19 protein-coding genes are annotated in these 20,158 nt (G+C 33.6%); 11 read left to right on the forward strand and 8 right to left on the reverse strand.

The features are described from left to right. Positions 1-302: 302 nt before the first annotated feature. The 11 genes from DK442_RS13945 to DK442_RS13995 all read left to right on the forward strand — a co-directional run bounded on the left by DK442_RS13945 (position 303) and on the right by DK442_RS13995 (position 12,073). On the forward strand, positions 303-698 hold the full coding sequence (locus DK442_RS13945) for a hypothetical protein (protein ID WP_109436513.1): 396 nt from the start codon (positions 303-305) through the stop codon (positions 696-698). Next, positions 698-1,393, forward strand: a complete 696-nt coding sequence (locus DK442_RS13950) for a hypothetical protein (RefSeq protein ID WP_109436514.1) — start codon at positions 698-700, stop codon at positions 1,391-1,393. The genes DK442_RS13945 and DK442_RS13950 overlap by 1 nt, the downstream gene beginning before the upstream one ends. Then, positions 1,366-2,148 carry a sensor histidine kinase gene (locus DK442_RS13955; protein ID WP_109436515.1) on the forward strand — a complete coding sequence of 261 codons (783 nt, stop codon included), beginning with the start codon at positions 1,366-1,368 and terminating at the stop codon, positions 2,146-2,148. Before DK442_RS13950 ends, DK442_RS13955 begins: the two co-directional genes overlap by 28 nt. A gap of 85 nt (positions 2,149-2,233) precedes the next feature. Continuing rightward, on the forward strand, positions 2,234-2,881 hold the full coding sequence (locus DK442_RS13960) for a response regulator transcription factor (protein WP_109436696.1): 648 nt from the start codon (positions 2,234-2,236) through the stop codon (positions 2,879-2,881). Positions 2,882-3,473: 592 nt separating this feature from the next. Next, a complete protein-coding gene (ilvD, locus tag DK442_RS13965) occupies positions 3,474-5,150 on the forward strand; it encodes a dihydroxy-acid dehydratase (RefSeq protein WP_109436516.1) in 1,677 nt (558 codons plus the stop codon). Positions 5,151-5,276: 126 nt separating this feature from the next. Further along, the gene (gene ilvB / locus DK442_RS13970; RefSeq protein ID WP_109436517.1) at positions 5,277-7,010 is read left to right on the forward strand and encodes a biosynthetic-type acetolactate synthase large subunit; all 1,734 of its coding nucleotides are present in this window, start codon (positions 5,277-5,279) and stop codon (positions 7,008-7,010) included. A gap of 2 nt (positions 7,011-7,012) precedes the next feature. Next, positions 7,013-7,546 (forward strand): acetolactate synthase small subunit, encoded by a 534-nt coding sequence (gene ilvN / locus DK442_RS13975; RefSeq protein WP_109436518.1) that lies wholly within the window; start codon positions 7,013-7,015, stop codon positions 7,544-7,546. Positions 7,547-7,686: 140 nt separating this feature from the next. After that, positions 7,687-9,162, forward strand: coding sequence for a ketol-acid reductoisomerase (gene ilvC, locus DK442_RS13980; protein ID WP_109436519.1), 1,476 nt, complete (start codon positions 7,687-7,689; stop codon positions 9,160-9,162). A gap of 107 nt (positions 9,163-9,269) precedes the next feature. Next, positions 9,270-10,535 (forward strand): threonine ammonia-lyase IlvA, encoded by a 1,266-nt coding sequence (gene ilvA / locus DK442_RS13985; RefSeq protein WP_109436520.1) that lies wholly within the window; start codon positions 9,270-9,272, stop codon positions 10,533-10,535. Between the two features lie 168 nt (positions 10,536-10,703). Beyond that, entirely contained in the window at positions 10,704-11,279 is a 576-nt protein-coding gene (locus DK442_RS13990) for a hypothetical protein (protein WP_109436521.1), read from the forward strand. Between the two features lie 218 nt (positions 11,280-11,497). Continuing rightward, positions 11,498-12,073 carry an outer membrane beta-barrel protein gene (locus DK442_RS13995; RefSeq protein WP_109436522.1) on the forward strand — a complete coding sequence of 192 codons (576 nt, stop codon included), beginning with the start codon at positions 11,498-11,500 and terminating at the stop codon, positions 12,071-12,073. 78 nt (positions 12,074-12,151) lie between these two features. Here the strand turns inward: DK442_RS13995 and DK442_RS14000 are convergent, their stop codons facing one another. The 8 genes from DK442_RS14000 to DK442_RS14035 form a co-directional block, all read right to left on the reverse strand. Beyond that, on the reverse strand, positions 12,152-12,832 hold the full coding sequence (locus DK442_RS14000) for a bifunctional 4-hydroxy-2-oxoglutarate aldolase/2-dehydro-3-deoxy-phosphogluconate aldolase (RefSeq protein ID WP_109436523.1): 681 nt from the start codon (positions 12,830-12,832) through the stop codon (positions 12,152-12,154). Further along, a complete protein-coding gene (locus DK442_RS14005; protein ID WP_109436524.1) occupies positions 12,832-13,836 on the reverse strand; it encodes a sugar kinase in 1,005 nt (334 codons plus the stop codon). The genes DK442_RS14000 and DK442_RS14005 overlap by 1 nt, the downstream gene beginning before the upstream one ends. A 118-nt stretch (positions 13,837-13,954) precedes the next feature. Beyond that, positions 13,955-14,716: an SDR family NAD(P)-dependent oxidoreductase gene (locus DK442_RS14010; protein WP_109436525.1), complete on the reverse strand. Its 762-nt coding sequence runs from the start codon at positions 14,714-14,716 to the stop codon at positions 13,955-13,957. A gap of 45 nt (positions 14,717-14,761) precedes the next feature. Then, the gene (locus DK442_RS14015; protein ID WP_109436526.1) at positions 14,762-16,063 is read right to left on the reverse strand and encodes an MFS transporter; all 1,302 of its coding nucleotides are present in this window, start codon (positions 16,061-16,063) and stop codon (positions 14,762-14,764) included. A 244-nt stretch (positions 16,064-16,307) separates the two neighbouring features. After that, positions 16,308-17,015, reverse strand: a complete 708-nt coding sequence (locus tag DK442_RS14020) for a FadR/GntR family transcriptional regulator (RefSeq protein ID WP_109436527.1) — start codon at positions 17,013-17,015, stop codon at positions 16,308-16,310. A gap of 249 nt (positions 17,016-17,264) precedes the next feature. Further along, a complete protein-coding gene (locus tag DK442_RS14025) occupies positions 17,265-18,233 on the reverse strand; it encodes a polysaccharide lyase family 7 protein (RefSeq protein ID WP_109436528.1) in 969 nt (322 codons plus the stop codon). Positions 18,234-18,236: 3 nt separating this feature from the next. Continuing rightward, positions 18,237-19,133: a polysaccharide lyase family 7 protein gene (locus DK442_RS14030; RefSeq protein ID WP_109436529.1), complete on the reverse strand. Its 897-nt coding sequence runs from the start codon at positions 19,131-19,133 to the stop codon at positions 18,237-18,239. Positions 19,134-19,141: 8 nt separating this feature from the next. Further along, positions 19,142-20,146 carry a PKD domain-containing protein gene (locus DK442_RS14035; RefSeq protein WP_200825113.1) on the reverse strand — a complete coding sequence of 335 codons (1,005 nt, stop codon included), beginning with the start codon at positions 20,144-20,146 and terminating at the stop codon, positions 19,142-19,144. Positions 20,147-20,158 lie beyond the last annotated feature (12 nt).

Raw genomic sequence — 20,158 nt, forward strand, 5'->3', positions numbered from 1 at the left:
TCCTTGGGGTGATTTCTTATTGTTCGACTTACTGTATAGCGCATAATCTTTCTATATGTCACACATTTGTATAATCAAAAAGTGTAATTATGAAACAGGGGAAATGCCCCTTTTTACTATAGGGGGAAAATCCCCTATGTTCTTTTTTTATGGTATTGTGTTTAGTGTGTTAAGATGTTGTGATCCAGTTTTTTAATAGTTGTTGGTCTTCTTTTGGTTTTGTGGTTGATGGTACGTTGTATTTGCTTTGCACCAGGTTTTTTGGATATATTAGCATCAGTTAACCTAAATAAAAAAAAGTTATGGGAAAAAAAAGACCCGAAAAATGTATTAGTGTAGAAGAGGCAAAAGAGCTTCAAAAAGCATGGTGTGATACCAGAACACCAGAAATAGATAAATGTCTTGGGTTTGAAGATACCAGAGAATTTTGGTGGAGTGTAGAAGAACTTCAGGAGTATCTTAAATATGTAAAAAAACAGTCTAAAAAACAAGGAATCTGTAATCCAGGGATTAGAATTTATTTTGGCGCATACCCAAAAGAACAATGTAAAATGGATAGAGGCTACTCTACGGTATTTTTAGTACCTACCGGAGCACCTGCTGGTGAAATGGGTAAAGGAGGTGATAGTGCTCAAAATAATTATAAATTAGAGCCTTATAATTATGGAAATAGCGGTAATCCTCCACAGATTTATTAATGAAAACTTTAGGTATTCTTTTTCAGGCTGCTGAGTTTTTAGCAGCGTTAGTGGGTACGATTTATATAATGAAATACCGTGTCAGTAGTTTGATACGGTATTTTGTATATTTTTTATGGTTTAACTTTTTTGTAGAGATGTTTGGTAAACTTCCAACACTTATCTCTACATATGATAGTATGTCATTTTTAAAAGGGACATTATTAAGTTATAAGAATGCATGGTTATATAATATTCATTCTATTATTAGTATTGTTTTTTATACATGGTATTTTAAAGAAAATTTAATATCAAAAAAATTCATTTATATTCTAAATGTCTTAATAGTTGTATTTTTTGTTACATCTGTACTTAATTTGCTAGTTACTGATGACTTTTTTAAAGTTCATTCTGCATTCCCTATGATTACTGGTACTTTAATTATTTTAATAAGTGTGTTTTTTTATTTTTTTGAAATGTTAAAAAGTGAAAAAATATTAGAATTCAATAAAGACTTGGTTTTTTATATTGCAATAGGAACAATGGTTCTGCATTTAGTAGTAGCACCTTTATTTATTTATAGTTCTTATTATTCAAAAGAAAACGTTGAATTTGTTAAAATCCGCGTTATAATTCTTTATTGTGCTATAATTTTTACCTATACTTGTTATACAATTGGTTTTGTGGTATGCTCGCGAAAGAACAAATCTTATTAATAGTTTATTTTACTGCAATTATTCTTTTTTTTGTAGTATTTGGGATTATCTTTTTTATAGCTTTTCAACGACGAAAAAATAAATTGATTCTTGAGAAATTAAGAGCAGAACAACGTTTTGAAGACGAGATTTTTAAATCTCGTATAGAAATACAAGAACAGGCTCTTAAAAATGTAAGTTGGGAGTTACATGATAATATCGGCCAGTTATTATCTACAGCAGTAATGCAAATCAATATAATGGGTACAACGATTGATACCCAGTCTTCAGATTCTTTGCAAGATGTGCGCAAACTGGTAGGAGATAGTCTCCAGGAAATCCGCAATTTATCCAAAACCTTAAATCATGAAGTGATTGAGAATGTGGGATTAGAGAAATCCATTCGGGTAGAACTAAAACGTTTTGAAAAACTTAATTTTTTAACACCTACACTAACGATAAAGGGTGAAGAGGGGTATATTGATCCCAAAGATGAGATTATCTTATATCGTATTATTCAGGAATTTTTCTCTAATACCATTAAACATGCAGAAGCATCTAATCTCGATGTAAAACTGGAGTATACACCAGAAGCACTTCGTATTAAAATACAAGATGATGGGGTTGGTTTTGATATGAAATCTGTACAGGCAAACTCAGGATTATTAAATATGAAAAGTCGGGCTTCATTGGTCAAAGCAAAACTGGACTATAAATCTTCTCCGGGAAAAGGTGTCTTACTTACCTTGTCATATCCTATGCTAGATAGAAATTGATTTAATACATTTGTAGTATTGAGAATTGTTTTCTCAATATAGATGGCTATATAATTTAAATGGTATACATAATAAAAAGGACCAGATGAAAAAAAAGACCATAGTAATTGTTGATGATCATCTTTTATTCGCGCAGTCGCTAGAAAGTTTGATTTCTAAGCTTGAAGCATATGAGGTATTAGCGATTCTAAAGAACGGCAAAGAACTTACACAATATTATCTTCATAAAAGAAAAACACCAGACCTTATTCTTTTGGATGTAAAAATGCCAGTTATGGATGGTGTGCAAACCATGCAATGGCTTAAGGAAAATAAACCAGATCAAAAAGTATTGGCTTTGACCATGGAAGATGATGAAGAAACCATTATCAAAATGCTTAGAGCTGGAGCAAAAGGATATTTGCTTAAAGATATTCATCCAGAGAATTTTGAGTTTGCAATGAAGATGGTAATAGAACAAGGCTTCTATTATTCAGGTAAAATAGAAAGTGCATTAAGAAATTCTGAAGGTGTTGATACTAGTAAAAACCTACAAGATAAATTAACAGACAAAGAAAGAGTCTTTTTGAAATTCGCTTGTTCAGAACTTACCTATAGGGATATTGCTGGAGAAATGAACCTAAGTCCAAAAACAATAGAAAATTATAGAGAAACTGTTTTTAGAAAGCTAGAAGTGAAAACAAGAGTAGGGTTGGTGATTTATTGTATGAAAAACAAATTATTTAAAATCTAGTGAAACGCTAAATTTTCAAAAGTTTACATATAAAAATATAGGACAATAGAATATTTTGCTATATTTGACCATATAAATGAGTATAAAAAACATAAATATCAACGCGGTCATTAGTATTGAGGTAATTATTTTACCTTGATAAGGGATCATATTTGATATTCAAAATATAAAAAATCCCTTTACCCTCAGTAAAGGGATTTTTTTTGAACCAAATTTAAAAAATGAACATGTTTAACAACAGTAATATCAATGTCATTATTAGTATTGTGATTAGCTCACCATGATGAGGGATATTGATATGTTAAAAATATAAGAATCCCTTCAAGTATGAAGGGATTTTTTTTAGACCAAAATGTAGAATTAATTAAAAATTAACAAATAGTGATTGTAAAAAAAATGAATATAAACACTTGTTAATCAGTGTTTAAGAAAGGTAAAGTGAGTATTGGATATTGTAAGGGTATTGAATAATCTTTACCCGTTTAGCCATAAGGAAATAATTTTATACTGTGGTTTATTCAATACGATACAAATGTCGTAAAAGAATAGTTAAAATTTTATCAAATTAATAAAAAACTGGTATTCAAACGTAATGAGCATCAATAAATATAGTAAACAAGTCACTCAAGATGACACACAGCCTGCAGCGCAAGCAATGCTTCATGCAATTGGTTTAACCGATGAAGATTTTAATAAGCCTTTAGTCGGGATTGCAAGTACAGGATATGAAGGAAATCCTTGTAATATGCATCTTAATGATCTCGCTAAATTAGTGAAGAAAGGAACATTAGAAGAAGATGTTGTAGGACTCATTTTTAATACTATTGGAGTAAGTGATGGGATTTCTATGGGAACTCCGGGAATGCGTTTTTCATTACCTTCAAGAGACGTGATTGCAGATTCTATGGAAACTGTGGTACAAGCCATGTCTTATGACGGAATGGTAACTGTTGTAGGGTGTGATAAGAATATGCCTGGTGCTTTAATGGCTATTTTACGATTGAATCGACCCTCAATTCTGGTGTATGGAGGTACAATAGCTTCAGGACATCATGCAGGTAAAAAATTAGATGTGGTTTCAGCTTTTGAGGCCTGGGGAGAGAAAGTGGCTGGTACAATTACTCAAACAGAATATAAAAGTGTGATAGAAAAAGCTTGTCCGGGAGCAGGAGCTTGCGGAGGTATGTATACTGCCAATACAATGGCGTCTGCAATAGAGGCTTTGGGCATGTCATTACCTTATAACTCTTCAAATCCTGCAATTAGTAACAACAAAGAAGAAGAGAGTATCGCTGCAGGTCGTGCTATGCGAGTACTCTTAGAAAAAGATATAAAACCAAAAGACATTGTAACTAAGAAATCCTTAGAGAATGCAATACGGTTAGTGACTATCCTTGGAGGATCTACCAATGCAGTATTACACTTCTTAGCCATTGCAAGAGCTGCAGATGTAGATTTTACACTTGCAGATTTCCAGAGAATTAGTGATGAAACTCCATTCTTGGCAGATTTAAAACCAAGTGGAAAGTACCTTATGGAAGATGTACATGAGGTTGGAGGTATTCCTGCAGTATTAAAATATTTATTAAAGAAAGGGTTATTACATGGAGAATGTTTGACTGTAACCGGAAAAACATTAGCAGAAAATTTATTAGATGTTCCTGATCTTACCGAAGGTCAAGACGTTATAAAACCTTTGGAAAACCCTATCAAACAAACAGGGCACTTGAGAATTATGTTTGGAAACCTATCTGAAAATGGATGTGTTGCAAAAATAACGGGTAAAGAAGGATTGCGTTTTCAAGGAAAAGCTAAAGTGTTTGATGGAGAGTATGATGCTAATGATGGGATTAGAGATGGAAAAGTACAAAAAGGTGATGTGGTCGTCATTAGGTATGAAGGTCCAAAAGGAGGTCCAGGAATGCCAGAAATGCTTAAGCCTACCGCCGCGATTATGGGAGCAGGTTTGGGTAAAGATGTAGCCTTGATTACCGATGGAAGATTTTCGGGAGGAACCCATGGGTTTGTTGTAGGACATATTACTCCAGAAGCACAAGAAGGTGGTTTGATAGCATTAGTAAAAGATGGAGATATCATTACAATTGATGCAGAGACCAATGCTATTACTGTAGATATTGATAAAGAGGAGATAGAGAAAAGAAGAGCTTCTTGGGTACAACCAGAATTGAAATTTAGTAAAGGTGTATTGTATAAATATGCAAAAACGGTTTCATCAGCATCGCAAGGATGTGTAACTGATGAATTCTAAAAAAGTATTCCAATGCTTTATGAGGTATTGGTTTCTATTAATTGTCATTTCGGTGAAAACCGAAATATATAAAAGGATCTAAGTCTTGATTGAAATAAAATCCAGACTCTAAATAAAAAAACGCGTATGGAAACACAAACGCAAACAGTGAAAAAACAAAAGGTAGTAGCAACAGAAAAAATGACTGGTGCTGAAGCGGTAATACGATGTCTTTTGGCAGAAGGTGTAGATTTGATTTATGGATATCCGGGAGGGGCAATAATGCCTGTCTACGATGAACTCTATAAGTATCAGGATCAGTTACATCATGTATTAACCAGACATGAGCAAGGTGCAACACATGCTGCGCAAGGATATGCCAGAACCAGTGGTAGAGTAGGAGTAGCAATTGCAACCTCTGGACCGGGAGCTACCAATTTTGTGACTGGAATTGCGGATGCGCAGATCGATTCTACCCCTATGGTTTGTATCACAGGCCAGGTAGGTTCTCATCTTTTAGGTACAGATGCATTTCAAGAAACAGATATTATTGGAATTTCCATGCCAATTACAAAATGGAATTGCCAGGTAACAAAAGCTGAAGATATTCCAACAGTACTGGCAAAAGCTTTTTATATTGCTCGGTCGGGTAGACCAGGACCTGTTCTGGTTGATATTACTAAAGATGCTCAGTTTGGTGAATTAGATTTTATATATGAAAAATGCAAAGGAGTACGTAGTTACCAGGCAATACCAGAAACAGAACCAAAAAGTCTTGAAGCCGCTGCTAAACTCATAAATGGAGCAAAAAAACCAATGATCGTTTTTGGTCAGGGGGTAATTCTTGGAGAAGCAGAAGAAGAATTAAAAAACTTTATAGAAAAAACAGGAATACCTGCAGCATGGACAATATTAGGACTTTCTGCATTGCCGACATCACATCCATTAAATGTTGGTATGGTAGGTATGCACGGTAATTATGGTCCAAATAAATTAACTAATGAGTGTGATTTATTATTAGCCATCGGAATGCGTTTTGACGATAGAGTAACAGGAAATCTGGAAACATACGCAAAACAAGCTAAAGTTGTTCATTTTGAAATTGACCCAGCAGAGATTGATAAGAATGTGAAGGCTGATGTTGCTGTAATGGGAGATGTTAAAAATACACTTGCCAAAATACTTCCTTTGGTAAAATCAAATACACATGATTCGTGGTTTCAGGAATTTAAAGATTACGATGCTATAGAATATGATAAAGTAATCAAAGATGAGCTATATCCTAGTAAAGAAGGATTGTCTATGGGAGAAGTGCTTCGAGGGATTAATGAAGAAACCAAAGGAGATGCAGTTATCGTATCTGATGTAGGACAGCACCAGATGATTGCATGCAGATATGCAGAGTTTACTAAATCCAAAAGTAATGTTACTTCTGGAGGGCTAGGTACAATGGGATTTGCATTACCTGCTGCTATTGGTGCAAAAATGGGAGCTCCGGATAGAGAAGTTGTCGCTATAATTGGTGATGGAGGATATCAAATGACGATTCAGGAGTTGGGTACAATTTTTCAAACCAAAGTACCTGTAAAGATAGTTGTTTTAAACAATGATTTTCTGGGTATGGTAAGGCAATGGCAACAACTATTTTTTGATAAAAGATACGCCTCTACAGAAATGGTAAATCCAGATTTTATAAAAATAGCAGAAGGATATCACATAAAATCCACAAGAATAACCAAAAGAGAAAATTTACAAGATGCAATTGCAGAAATGATCGCGTGTGAAGGGCCTTATTTTTTGGAGGTATGTGTTGAAAAAGAAAATAATGTATTTCCGATGATTCCGACAGGAGCATCAGTTTCTGATATAAGATTAGAGTAATTATGGAAAAAGAAAATTTTACGATATCGGTATATACCGAGAATAATATAGGATTGCTAAATAGGATATCGGCAATATTCCTGAAGCGTCACATCAATTTGGATAGTATGACAGCTTCTGCTTCAGAAATCAAAGATGTGTTTCGATTTACTATAGTGGTGAAAATAACCGAAGAACAAGTAAAAAAGTTAATTGGTCAAATCGAAAAGCAGATCGAAGTTATAAAAGCATTTTATCATAAAGATGAAGAGACTATTTATCAGGAGACAGCATTGTTTAAAGTAGCTTCAAAGTTATTGTTTGAAGATCGCCAGATTCAGAATGTAATTAAGAATAGTAATGCTAATATTGTTACTGTGACTCCAGAGTTTTTTGTGTTAGAGAAAACAGGAAGACGAAGAGAAGTAGAAGCTTTGTATCACAAATTAGAACCTTTTGGGCTGATGCAATTTGTGCGTTCTGGCAGAATTGCAGTTACAAAAGATAAAATGCATATTTCTAAAATATTAGAAAGTTTTGGATCAGAGACTGTGTAAGGGATAGAAACGACATCCCCTGAACTTGTTTCAGGGATAAAGTGGATAGCCTGTCCCGCAAGGGGACACCATAAAAGAGAAACAACTATAAATCAAAATTAAATCAAATTTCCGAACGGAAATCACAAATTAGGAAGGAAATGGCAAATTATTTTAATACGCTATCATTAAGAGATCAATTAACACAATTAGGAAAATGTAGATTCATGAATTCTGAAGAATTTTCAGGAGGAATTGATGCACTAAAAGGAAAAAAGATGGTTATCGTTGGATGCGGTGCCCAAGGTCTTAATCAGGGACTAAATATGAGAGATTCTGGTTTAGATGTTTCATATGCACTTCGTGAAGGAGCTATAAAGGAGAAAAGACAATCTTTTATCAATGCATCTGATAATGGATTTAATGTTGGAACTTATGAAGAATTAGTACCTCATGCAGATGTGGTTATTAATCTTACTCCAGATAAGCAGCATACTCAAGTAGTAAATGCGGTAATGCCTTTAATGAAACAAGGAGCTACTTTATCATATTCTCATGGTTTTAATATTGTAGAAGAAGGTACTCAGGTAAGAGAGGATCTTACTGTAATTATGGTAGCACCTAAATGCCCAGGGTCAGAAGTAAGAGAAGAATATAAAAGAGGTTTTGGGGTGCCAACATTAATTGCGGTACACCCAGAGAATGACCCTCAGGGACATGGTTTAGAACAAGCAAAGGCATACGCTGTAGGAACAGGAGGAGATAGAGCAGGAGTATTAGAATCTTCATTTGTTGCCGAAGTAAAATCTGACCTCATGGGCGAGCAAACAATTCTTTGTGGATTGTTGCAGACAGGGTCAATTTTATGTTTTGATAAAATGATAGAAAAAGGAATTGATACAGGTTATGCTTCTAAATTGATTCAATATGGATGGGAAACCATTACCGAAGGGTTAAAATACGGTGGAATCACCAATATGATGGATCGATTATCTAATCCTTCAAAAGTGAAAGCTTTTGAATTATCTGAGGAATTAAAAGAGATTATGCGTCCATTATTTCAAAAACATATGGATGATATTATTTCTGGTCATTTCTCTAAAACAATGATGGAAGATTGGGCGAATGATGATAAAAACTTATTATCATGGAGAGCCGCAACAGGAGAGACAGCATTCGAAAAAACTCCTGCTGGTGATGTAGAGATTTCTGAACAAGAATTCTATGATAACGGTGTGTTAATGGTTGCTTTTGTAAGAGCAGGTGTTGAGTTGGCTTTTGAAGCTATGACAGATTCTGGAATCATAGCAGAATCAGCATACTATGAATCTTTACATGAGACTCCGCTTATTGCCAATACTATTGCACGTAAAAAGTTATTTGAAATGAACCGTGTTATTTCTGATACTGCAGAGTATGGATGTTATCTTTTTGATCATGCATGTAAACCATTACTTACCGATTTTATGAAGAAAATCGATACCGATGTAATCGGAAAAAAATACGATGAAGGAAGAAATAATGGTGTAGATAATGCTAAGTTAATAGAAGTAAATGCGGCATTACGTAATCACCCTATCGAAGTTGTTGGAGCTAGACTTAGAGCGTCTATGACCGCAATGAAACCGATAGTCTAATTCACTAAATTTTGTTCGGCCGGGTCTGTTGAAGTTTTGAGATGTGTATTGTGTAACCTTCGATGGATCCAGGCTAACAAAGTTTTAATGAATAATAACCTATAAGTATGAACTCTGTCATTACTACATATTTTCCTGAATTAGAAGATATCCAGAAAGCAGCTTCTATAATCAAAGAAGTAGCCATGGTCACTCCACTAATGGATAGTATTCGTTATTCTCGTAGATATGAAGCTAATGTTTTATTAAAGAGAGAAGATCTCCAGAGAGTTCGATCTTATAAAATTAGAGGAGCTTTTAATAAGATTAGTTCACTTACCAAAGAAGAGTTAGAAAAAGGAGTGGTATGTGCTAGTGCGGGTAATCATGCTCAGGGAGTTGCATTTGCATGTAATCATTTGGGAATCGAAGGTACCATATATATGCCTTCGGTAACTCCAAAACAAAAAATTGCTCAAACAGAAATGTTTGGTGGAGACTATGTAAAAATTGTTCTTGAAGGAGATACTTTTGATGATTCATTTAAAGCTGCTATGGAAGCTTGTAAGTCTCAAGGGAAAACTTTTGTTCATCCCTTTGAAGATCCTAAAACAATAGAAGGACAAGGGACAATCGGCCTCGAGATTTTTAAGCAAGCAGATGTGACTATAGATTATATTTTTGTAGCTATTGGAGGAGGGGGTTTGGCATCAGGATTATGTGGTGCTATGAAAGCTTTATCACCAAAAACAAAAATTATCGGAGTAGAGCCTAAAGGGGCACCATCTATGTTATCTTCTATACGAAACAATAAGAATACAGAGATTTTTGATATTGATAAATTTATTGATGGAGCCGCTGTTCAAAAAGTAGGAGATCTTAATTTTGAAATTTGTAAAGAATACTTGTCCGATATGTATACAGTACCTGAAGGATTAGTATGTCAGACTATCTTAGATCTGTATAATAGAGATGCTATAGTCGTCGAACCGGCTGGAGCTTTAACTCTTGCTGCATTGGAGTTTTATAAGGACAAAATTAAGGGTAAAAATGTCGTGTGTATTGTAAGTGGAAGTAATAATGATATTACGCGTACAGCCGAAATTAAAGAAAGAGCTCTATTATATGCAGACTTAAAACATTATTTTATTGTTCGCTTTCCACAAAGAGCGGGTGCTCTAAAACAATTTGTAGGCGAAGTATTAGGCCCTAACGATGATATTACACATTTTGAATATTCAAAAAAATCAAGCAGAGAGAATGGCCCTGCTGTGGTTGGAATAGAATTAAAAGACAAAAAGGATTTAGAGCCTTTAATCTCCAGAATGAAAGAGCTTAATTTCTTTGGAGATTATCTAAATGATAAACCAGATTTGTTTCAATTTCTTATTTAATACCTTATTTCGTTACACTAAAACAACAACAATTCTTGTCTCTTATGTTGTTAAATACTTGATTTCTAGGTTTTTGTTGTTATTATGTTAATTTTTTTCAAAATAATTTGTTAATTTGTGTTTTTTATCGGTATATTCGTGCACTTAAACGATAAAACTTAATCAATTATGAAAAAATTTTTACTCTTTGCTGCGATTGCTTTGTTAGGAATTACAGCTACAAATGCACAAGTTAAGCTTGGTTTTGGTATTGGTTATGCTCTTCCAACTGGAGATATAGCAGACTATACTGATGGCGGGGTTTCTGCCCATTTAGAATTGGGATATGGTGTTACAGAAGATATTGATGTATCTATTTTAGCACAAGGAGACTTCTTAGTAGGAGGTGATCAAACTATTAATGGTCAAAATGTATCTTTTGGAGCTATTGCCCTAAGTAGTTATCTTTTAAATGGTCGTTACTATTTTAGAAAAGAAGGATTTAGACCTTATGGTAGTTTAGGTTTAGGTCTTACTTCTATCGGTTCTGTAGAAATAGAAGCAAATGGCGTTACCGGAGATGTAGAAGCGGCGGAAAGTACATCAAATTTTGCAATTCGTCCAGCACTTGGTTTTAAGTATGGTGTTCTTAATATGAATGTAGCATATTTGAGCGCAGGTAAAACTGGAGAAGGAGATTTTGAACAATCGGTTAGCGATTTTACAATAAACCTTGGTCTTTTATTTACTTTTGGAGGAAACTAATTCAATCAAATATATAATATAAAAAGACGATCTGAAAAGGTCGTCTTTTTTGTTTTAAATACGGTCTAGAAATAAATTTATATAAAAATTAAGTATTTTAAAGTGTTGTTTTTTATCGAGTTAAATGGGTTTGTAAGTGTTTTGTATTGCAGTGATGCGTTTTTGGTCTGATAGTTGGTAAGTAAGATATTCAACATAAATTAATTAATATTTCAATTATGAGAAAATTTTTATTATTAGCTGCAGTTGCATTATTAGGAATGACTGCTGCAAACGCGCAAGTTAAACTTGGTTTTGGTGTTGGATATGCTCTTCCTACTGGGGATATAGCAGACTATACCGATGGAGGGGTTTCTGCACATCTAGAATTAGGATATGGCGTTACCGAAGATATTGACGTATCTATTTTGGCGCAAGGTGACTTCTTAGTAGGAGGTGATGAAACTATTAATGGGCAAAATGTATCTTTTGGAGCTATTGCATTAAGCAGTTATCTTTTAAACGGTCGGTATTATTTTAAGAAGGAAGGGTTTAGACCTTATGGAAGTTTAGGTTTGGGTATTACTTCTATTGGATCAGTAGAAGTAGAAGCTACAGGAAATACAGGAGATGTAGAAGTAGCGGCAAGTACATCAAACTTTGCAATTCGCCCTGCAATTGGTTTTAAATATGGCGTTCTTAATATGAATGTTGCGTATTTGAATGCAGGTAAAACAGGAGAAGGAAACTTTGAACAATCTGTTAGTGATTTTACAATAAATCTTGGCCTATTATTTACTTTTGGAGGAAACTAATTCAATTCATTTATAGTATTAAAAAAGACGATCTGAAAAGATCGTCTTTTTCTATTTGTATTAAAAGATACTCAAAAGTTATAGATTCTGATTTCTCAAATCTTTTACAATCGTTATAGATTTGGCAGTGAGTTTAGTGATTTGATCATAGTCAAAAACACCATGTGCATCTTTAGTTATAAGTTTAGAACCCATACCTACACAATGTGCTCCTGCTTTAAACCAGTTGGATAGATTTTCTTTTTCTGGTGTAACTCCGCCACTAGGCATGATACTAGACCATGGACAAGGCGCTTTAATACTTTTGATAAAATCTGGACCACCTATTTGTGCTGCAGGAAAGATTTTGACAATCTCAGCTCCTAATTCTTCTGCATAATTAATTTCAGAGAGGGTTCCACACCCAGGTAACCAGGCTATTTTTCGGCGGTTACATACTTTTGCTATATCTGCATTAAGAATAGGAGAAACTATAAAATTAGCCCCTTTCTGAATAAATAGAGAAGCTGTGCCAGAATCCACTATAGATCCAATACCCAGAATCATACCAGGAAGTTCCTTAAATACCCATTTAGAAACATCAGAAAATATATCCTGAGCATGATCTCCTCTATTTGTAAATTCAAATACCCTTGCACCACCATCATAACAGGATTTTATTACTTTTTTTACGATTTCTATATCTGAATGATAAAATAAGGGAACAATCCCTGTGTCTTTCATCACTTTTGCAACTTCTATTCTTGTATATTGTGCCATTATCTTATAATTCTTCCAGAAAGATTACCTTCAATAATATTTATAATTTCTCGCTCAGTTGCCAAATTTGCATCGCCTTCTATTGTATGTTTAATTGCGCAAGCAGCGTTTGCAAATTGTAATGCCTTTGTATCATCATAATGCAATAGACCATGAATCAATCCTGCAGCATAGGCATCTCCTGTTCCGATTCTATCTATAACATGGGTAATTTCTAGTTCATTTGTTTCTAAAAACTCTGAACCGTTCCACATTCTAGCTTGGATTTTATGCCAATTTGCGTTTATTGAATTTCTGGTTTTATCAAATACTTTTTTAATGTTAGGATGTTTTTCAATTAGTTGTTTACTACCTTTTATAAAATCATCATTTTTATACAAAAATTTTGTATCTAATAATTCATTAATTTCATTAGGTCCTCCTATAAATATAGTAGATAATTTTACCAACTCATTTAATACTTCTCTAGCATCTTTTCCGTAGTTCCATAAATCGCTTCTATATGCTGGATCTGCAGAAATAGGAATTCCTTTTTGGCTTGCAATGGTTAACCCATCCTTTAACACCTGATACGCGTTAAGAGATAGGGCAGGAGTGATTCCTGTCCAATGAAACCATTGACAATCTTCTAAAACTTTGTGCCAATCTATTTGTTTGGGATCTATATTAGAAAACGCAGAATGTGTTCTATTGTATGTAATAGTACTAGATCTCATAACGGCTCCTACCTCAAGGAAATATAATCCTAGTGGGTGTTGAGAGCTGTATATTGAGTGTGTATTAACTCCAAATTTTTGTAAAAAACCTTTTGCAGCATCACCAATAAAATCATCAGACACAACACTCACGTGTTGTGTCTGATTTCCTAATTGTGAAAGCGATATAGCTACATTCGCTTCTGTACCTCCAAAGTAGTACTCTAGTTGGTTGGTTTGTTTTAATTTTTTATTTCCCAAAGGAGCTATACGCATTAAAACTTCTCCAAAGGTTACTACTTTATTCATTGTTAAATTAATTTAGGTCGTTAATAGTGGAAATTTGCCAAAAACTTACGTTTCTATTTATGATCGTACGATTTCCTTTTAATAAAGATAAATAATAGCTAGCTAAATATGCTATTATTTAAATTCCTAACGCTTGTCCTCCACCAATTTGAATAGTTTCAGCTGTTATAAAAGCAGCATCATCACTTGCTAAGAAAGAAACAACAGAAGCTACATCTTCTGGTTGACCTAATCTTCCCAATAAAATATTGTTTTTCCACGATGCAAAAACTTCAGGCTTTGTTGATTTAATTTGTTTATGGAATGGGGTATCAATTGTACCAGGAGATACTGCATTTACTCTAATGCCATACTCTGCCAGATCTTTTGCTAAAGCTCTGGTTATTGCATTAACTGCGGCTTTAGATGTACCATAAATTCCTGCTCCAGGTCCTCCAGCAGTCCATCCTGCATTTGATGTGTAGTTAATGATAGAGGCATTTTCTCCTTTTTTAAGGAATGGAATAGCAGCTCTTGAGGCAAAAAATGTTGAGTCAAGGTTTAACGCCATTACAGACCGATAAAATTCTGTTGTCATTCCTTCAAATCTTGATCGTCCGCCTAATCCACCAGCATTATTTACCAGGATATCAATTTTACCATATTTTTCTCCAATTGCATTTATGTTTGAAGTTACAAGATCTTCGTTTGTAACATCAAATCCATAGTACTCTGCAGTTATTCCAAGAGCAGTAAGTTCTTCTATTCTTTGAGCTCCTTTATCATCCTCTATACCGTTTAAAATTACAGTACATCCATCATTACCTAATCTTTTTGCAACTTCGTAACCGATACCACCGGTAGCTCCTGTTACTATAGCAACTTTTCCTTTTAATTTCATTTTTTTTTAAGTTTATTGTTTAATTGATTACTTTTCTAATTGGTTTTATTTTTTTGCTTTTAATGGTTCGATTTTAGGGCATAAGATCCATACACTCGCTAATACTATTAAGGTCAAAACAGCTCCAACTATAAATGCAGGGGTGTAATTTCCTCCCATTGTTAAAGTGGATACTAATGCAGTAAGACCTACACCAGCAAATTTTGCTGACATTCCAGATAAACCAGCTAGGGTTCCAACTGTCTTTTTACCAAATAAGTCACTTGGTAATGTTTGAATGTTTCCAATGGCTGTTTGAAATCCAAAAAGAATAACTGCCATAATGAGTACCGCATTAACAGGGCTTCCAGGGTCAGATAGTAACCAGAAACAAGGCAACATAATTAGACAACCCAGCGTGATAACAAACTTTCTGGTTTTATTAATATTCCAACCTGCTTTAATACGATTCTGTGCTAGAAGTCCTCCAAACCATGCACCAATCATTGCACCGACATAAGGAACCCATCCATAAATTCCTATTGACTTTACATCCATATTATATACTTCTACAAGGTATGTTGGAATCCAAAAAACAAATAGCCACCAAATAGGGTCAATTGCAGCAGAAGCTATCATTACGCCCCAACTCTCTTTATGAGATAACATTTTGCCAGTAACGGGATTATAGTCATCATTTTTATTTTCGTCTTGATTTTGATCAATATTTTCTGATTTATCAAGAATATATTTTCGTTCTTTTTCTGTAAGCCATGGATGTTTTTCTGGTGGTGCTTTCATTATTAGCATCCATGGAACTAACCATAGTAGTCCTATAATTCCAACGATAATGAATATCATTTGCCAACTAAAATGAATCGTCATAAAAGCAATTGCAGGAATCGAAATGATACCCCCGATAGCGGCACCTGAGTTAAAAATACCTTGAGCAAAGGCGCGTTCTTTGGATGGAAACCATTCTGCATTTCCTTTAGCAGCGCCTGGCCAGTTTCCAGCTTCAGCGACACCTAATATGGATCTAAAGATCGAAAAACTAAGAAAACCTTTTGCTAAAGCATGTAATGCGGTTGCTATAGACCAAAACCCTATTGAAAATGCAAATCCTAGACGTGTACCTATTTTATCGAAAATCTTTCCAAAAATTGCTTGACCAAAAGCATAAGAGAATAAGAAAATTGATGATATCCAACCAAAGATATCTTTTCGTTCATCCATAGATTTATCTGGATATAATTCTTCTGATATTTGTGGCCAAAGAACATTTAATGATTGCCTGTCAATATAATTGATAACGGTCGCTAAAGCTATTAACCCTATAACCCACCAGCGTAATCCTTTTAATTTCATATTGTTTTTTTTAATTCAAGAGAATCTTAATAATTAGTATTAGATACACGCAGTTATTAAAAAACATTAATGCAAACTAATCCTCATTTCATTTACTGAAAGTCATCAAAATCTTGAAGTGGTGTAAGTATATTATGTACTTATAAAAACTTGTAGTAAAATGGTTTAAGTAAGATTCCCTCCTAATATTTTTATAAGAAGATAAAATTGTGCACTTTTATCTTCTGTGTTCTTAATTTTAAATTTAGTCTTTGAGATTATAACAATATTGGTATAATATCTTAAAGTGTTTTTTCATGTTTTCTTTAGCTAATTTTGGATCTTGGTTTTTAATAGCTTCATAAATATCTGTGTGTTCTTGAATTCCTGAAAAAGCCTGATTTGTATCACATACATGATACTTTTCAAAATTGGTAATGATCTCTGGAGTAATGATTAACATAAAAGTATTCATGGTACTATTTCTACTTGCTCGAGCAATTGCTAAGTGAAATAATAAATCTTCCTGAACAGCATCTTCGCCTTTGAGTACTTTATTAGAATATGCATCTAATGCTTCTTTTAAGAGCTTTAAGTCATCATCTGTTCTTCGGATAGCCGCCAACCTTGCTGTTTTTAATTCCAATAAAATACGTGTTTCAACTAAGGATTTAAATTCTGGATCATCTAATCTTAGAATATCTTCGATCATACCATTCATGGCAATAACTCCAATATTAGCGACAAAAGTTCCACTTTGTGGTATAGATTTTAATAAACCATAAAATTCTAACTTTTGAATCGCTTCTCGAATGTTACTTCTACTAACTTCAAATTTTTCAGATAAGGTTCTTTCTGAAGGTAATTTATCTCCAGGTTCCAAATTTTTATGATTAATCAAATCCCTTATATCAGAAATGATTTTCTTTTGGATTTCCTCGTTCTCATTCTTTGTTAGTATTTCTAATTTCATAGTTAAAATGTGTATTAGATAAAATTGGTTAACCAGATTGGTTTGCCAAATTTATGAAATTATTCGGTATAATAAAAATATATCAAAGAGACATGAATTAATTATTTAGAATAGTCTTTTTTGGTACTACTGGAGTCTGTCAACCCTATACAATATAGGGCTAACAAAATCCTAAAACAATACTAATTCAAATCTAAATTTTTATTTTTTTTGGTTTATAATAGATAGGGATCACGTATTTATTATTATTTAATGAAATACTTCAAGGTTATAATATTTAACTTTTGCATTAGATCCTTCATCTCTGGTTATTAAATAATTTCCTGCTTTAAAATAATTTTCAAAAATTCCCCATTTTTGGATATTTATATCATCATATACCACAGTCTCATTTTCATTAAGTATAATTTCCATTCTTCCTTCTGATACTTTTACCTCCAGGGTGAATTTTTCAAACCCTACTTCTTCTTTAAATGTATGCCCCTCGTCATCTGTCCACGCATCTGTTTTTAGTATCTCTGTCTCAGAGACATTTTGATCTTTAAGAATTTTTGTTTTTACACGAACTTTTCCTTGATTCCAGTATATTTTAAGAATAGGAGGGGCGTTATTATCATCTTCTCCTATCAAATCTCTTTGCGCATCTGTTAGTCTACCATGAATTTGCATAATGATAGCTCTATGGTATTTACCATCATTATCTTTTGTGATTTCATTCATTGCCAAAGTACCTTTCATTCGTCCTCCTTGAGCAAATGTCCAATTTGTGTTATTGCTTCCGGGAACCATTTGTTCTCTTAATTCTGTTCTTGAATAAGAAGAATTTGCGGTAGATGAACTTGGATATGTATAAAAAACTAAAGATCCATCTATAGAGTCATTATAAATAAAAGGTTTTAATGTTTCATTGGTCGCATATGCTAAAATAGCTGGTGGTTTTACTTCAGTTGGATTTCCTATAGGCAAGGTAACTTTCCAGTGATTCAAATCAATTTCTGGTAATTTGAAATTATCAGAGACTGGATTATTTTGATCTGTATTATCATTCTCATCAGTACTTATAGTCTCATTTTGAGGGGTTTCTGTGTCTGAATTATCTTTTTGGCAACTAGTATTAGATATTAAAAGAAATAATCCTAATAATAATTGTATACTCCAGATTTTATTAATTATCAATTTTTTTGGGAAGTACTTTGATATGTTTTTTTTCTTATTCATGATTTAGTGGCTAACATTTAATTCATAATACATCACTTTTGCAAAACCATTTTTGTCTTTAGTGCCTAAATAGTTTCCGGCTTTAAAATAGTTTTCAAAAACGCCCCATCTCTTGATATTTATATCTTTATAAACGGCAAATTCGTTGTCGTTTAACGAGATGACCATTTTTCCTTTTGTAACTTTTACTTCTAATGTGAATTTTTTAAATCCTACTTCTTCCTTAAAAGTATATCCTTTATCATCTGTCCAGGCATCAGTTCTTAGAATTTCTGTATTTGATGCATTTGGATTTTTTAATACTTTGGTTTTAACTCTAACTTTTCCATTTTTCCAATATATTTTTAATATTGGAGGAGCGTTATTATCTTTTTGACCGATTAAATCACGTTGTTCATTGGTTAGTCTACCATGAATCTGCATGATTATGGTTTTATGATATTTTCCGTTTTTGTCTCGGGAGATTTCCCCCATTTTTAATCGCCCTCGCATTTTTCCTCCTTGTTCGAATGTCCAGTTTACACTATTATCTCCAGGCACCATTTGTTCACGTAATTCTGATCTGGAATATTTAGTATTTGCGGTTTGAGATCCTGGAAAAGCGTAGAAAACTAAGGCTCCACTAGTAGAGTCATTATACATATACTTTTTAAGGACGTCATTATTTGCATAATCTAATATTTCTGGGGGACTTACTTCATCTGGTTTTCCAACAGGTAAAGTCACTTTCCAGTGACTTAAATCAATCTTTGGGAGTTTGTATTTCTTTTTGCGTTTTTTCTTTTTTTCTTTTTTAACATTCGAATCTGTAATACTACTTGTCTGAGATTGACAAGTAGCATTAACAGATAGAAATACTATTACTAAAAAAGGTAATATGTTTTTTTGAATGTTTTTCATTTTACAAATTAATTAACAGCTGTAATAGTAACAGAATCAACTCGTATTTCTTCATCTCCACTAGAATATCCATACATAGCAAAATCGGCAGGATCTTCTGGTCCAGAATTACCAATACCTCTTATGAAGAGGGCAACACTGTCATTGGCTCCAGAATTAAAGGTGAAAGCAAAAATACGGTAGTCAGAATCATTAGGATTATCTATAACCTCAATTAATAAATTATTATCAGCGTCTTCAATTTGAGCTACAGACGTGTATCCAAAACCATTTTGTGGAATTGCGGCGGTATCTGTGAAGTAAGTAGGTGTGTAACTACTTACATAACCTTCTCCTGCCAAAACTCTTATTTCTAACTGACTTGGTAAACTTCCGGCTTGATCTGATTCGAAACGTAAAGGGATTTCAATTCTGTAATCGGCATTTGGAGTAACCGCAAACTCTTGATATGCGTGGTCAGGTTCAGCGTTATCAAACTTGATAACATCAGAACCATTACCGCTGCTGGATTCACCTTGTTCTCCAATGCTTGTATTGATCCATCCAGAACAAGTACAATCAGAACCTGAAGATTTAGGAAGCCTGTCAAAATCAGCATTTAATAATACTGGATCTGGAACAGCTGGCACATCGGGTTCAATTAATTCTATTGTTTCTGAATAGGTAGAAGTTTGATTTAATGCATCTGTAACAGTTAATGTAACTGTGTAAGAACCTTCTCCTGGATAGGTATTCTGCGGATCTATTTCAGTCGAAGTATTTCCATCTCCCAAATCCCAGTTATAACTGGTTGCATTATTTGATTGGTTTGCAAAAGTAACTTGTGTAAAGGTTTCAATTTCTACACCATTTGTAAAGGTAAAGAATGCATTTGGTGGTGTCTCATCTGCAATAGAGTTTTCCTCTGGTAATTCGTCTATAAAATCACAAGAGACAAATACCGTTACAAAAACTAAAAGCATAGCCATACTAGTTTTTGATATCAATCCGTTGTTTAAAACTATTTTTCTCATAACGTTATGTTT

The organism is Aquimarina sp. AU119 (assembly GCF_900312735.1).
Classification (GTDB): domain Bacteria; phylum Bacteroidota; class Bacteroidia; order Flavobacteriales; family Flavobacteriaceae; genus Aquimarina; species Aquimarina algiphila.

Coding starts and splice junctions, on each gene's coding strand:
- DK442_RS13950 (WP_109436514.1), top strand. CDS start 698: ATGAAAACTTTAGGTATTCTTTTTCAGGCTGCTGAGTTTTTAGCAGCG.
- DK442_RS14000 (WP_109436523.1), bottom strand. CDS start 12,832: ATGGCACAATATACAAGAATAGAAGTTGCAAAAGTGATGAAAGACACA.
- DK442_RS13960 (WP_109436696.1), top strand. CDS start 2,234: ATGAAAAAAAAGACCATAGTAATTGTTGATGATCATCTTTTATTCGCG.
- DK442_RS14035 (WP_200825113.1), bottom strand. CDS start 20,146: ATGAGAAAAATAGTTTTAAACAACGGATTGATATCAAAAACTAGTATG.
- DK442_RS13995 (WP_109436522.1), top strand. CDS start 11,498: ATGAGAAAATTTTTATTATTAGCTGCAGTTGCATTATTAGGAATGACT.
- ilvC (WP_109436519.1), top strand. CDS start 7,687: ATGGCAAATTATTTTAATACGCTATCATTAAGAGATCAATTAACACAA.
- DK442_RS14015 (WP_109436526.1), bottom strand. CDS start 16,063: ATGAAATTAAAAGGATTACGCTGGTGGGTTATAGGGTTAATAGCTTTA.
- DK442_RS14005 (WP_109436524.1), bottom strand. CDS start 13,836: ATGAATAAAGTAGTAACCTTTGGAGAAGTTTTAATGCGTATAGCTCCT.
- DK442_RS13990 (WP_109436521.1), top strand. CDS start 10,704: ATGAAAAAATTTTTACTCTTTGCTGCGATTGCTTTGTTAGGAATTACA.
- ilvA (WP_109436520.1), top strand. CDS start 9,270: ATGAACTCTGTCATTACTACATATTTTCCTGAATTAGAAGATATCCAG.
- DK442_RS13945 (WP_109436513.1), top strand. CDS start 303: ATGGGAAAAAAAAGACCCGAAAAATGTATTAGTGTAGAAGAGGCAAAA.
- ilvB (WP_109436517.1), top strand. CDS start 5,277: ATGGAAACACAAACGCAAACAGTGAAAAAACAAAAGGTAGTAGCAACA.
- DK442_RS14020 (WP_109436527.1), bottom strand. CDS start 17,015: ATGAAATTAGAAATACTAACAAAGAATGAGAACGAGGAAATCCAAAAG.
- DK442_RS14010 (WP_109436525.1), bottom strand. CDS start 14,716: ATGAAATTAAAAGGAAAAGTTGCTATAGTAACAGGAGCTACCGGTGGT.
- DK442_RS14025 (WP_109436528.1), bottom strand. CDS start 18,233: ATGAATAAGAAAAAAAACATATCAAAGTACTTCCCAAAAAAATTGATA.
- ilvD (WP_109436516.1), top strand. CDS start 3,474: ATGAGCATCAATAAATATAGTAAACAAGTCACTCAAGATGACACACAG.
- ilvN (WP_109436518.1), top strand. CDS start 7,013: ATGGAAAAAGAAAATTTTACGATATCGGTATATACCGAGAATAATATA.
- DK442_RS14030 (WP_109436529.1), bottom strand. CDS start 19,133: ATGAAAAACATTCAAAAAAACATATTACCTTTTTTAGTAATAGTATTT.
- DK442_RS13955 (WP_109436515.1), top strand. CDS start 1,366: ATGCTCGCGAAAGAACAAATCTTATTAATAGTTTATTTTACTGCAATT.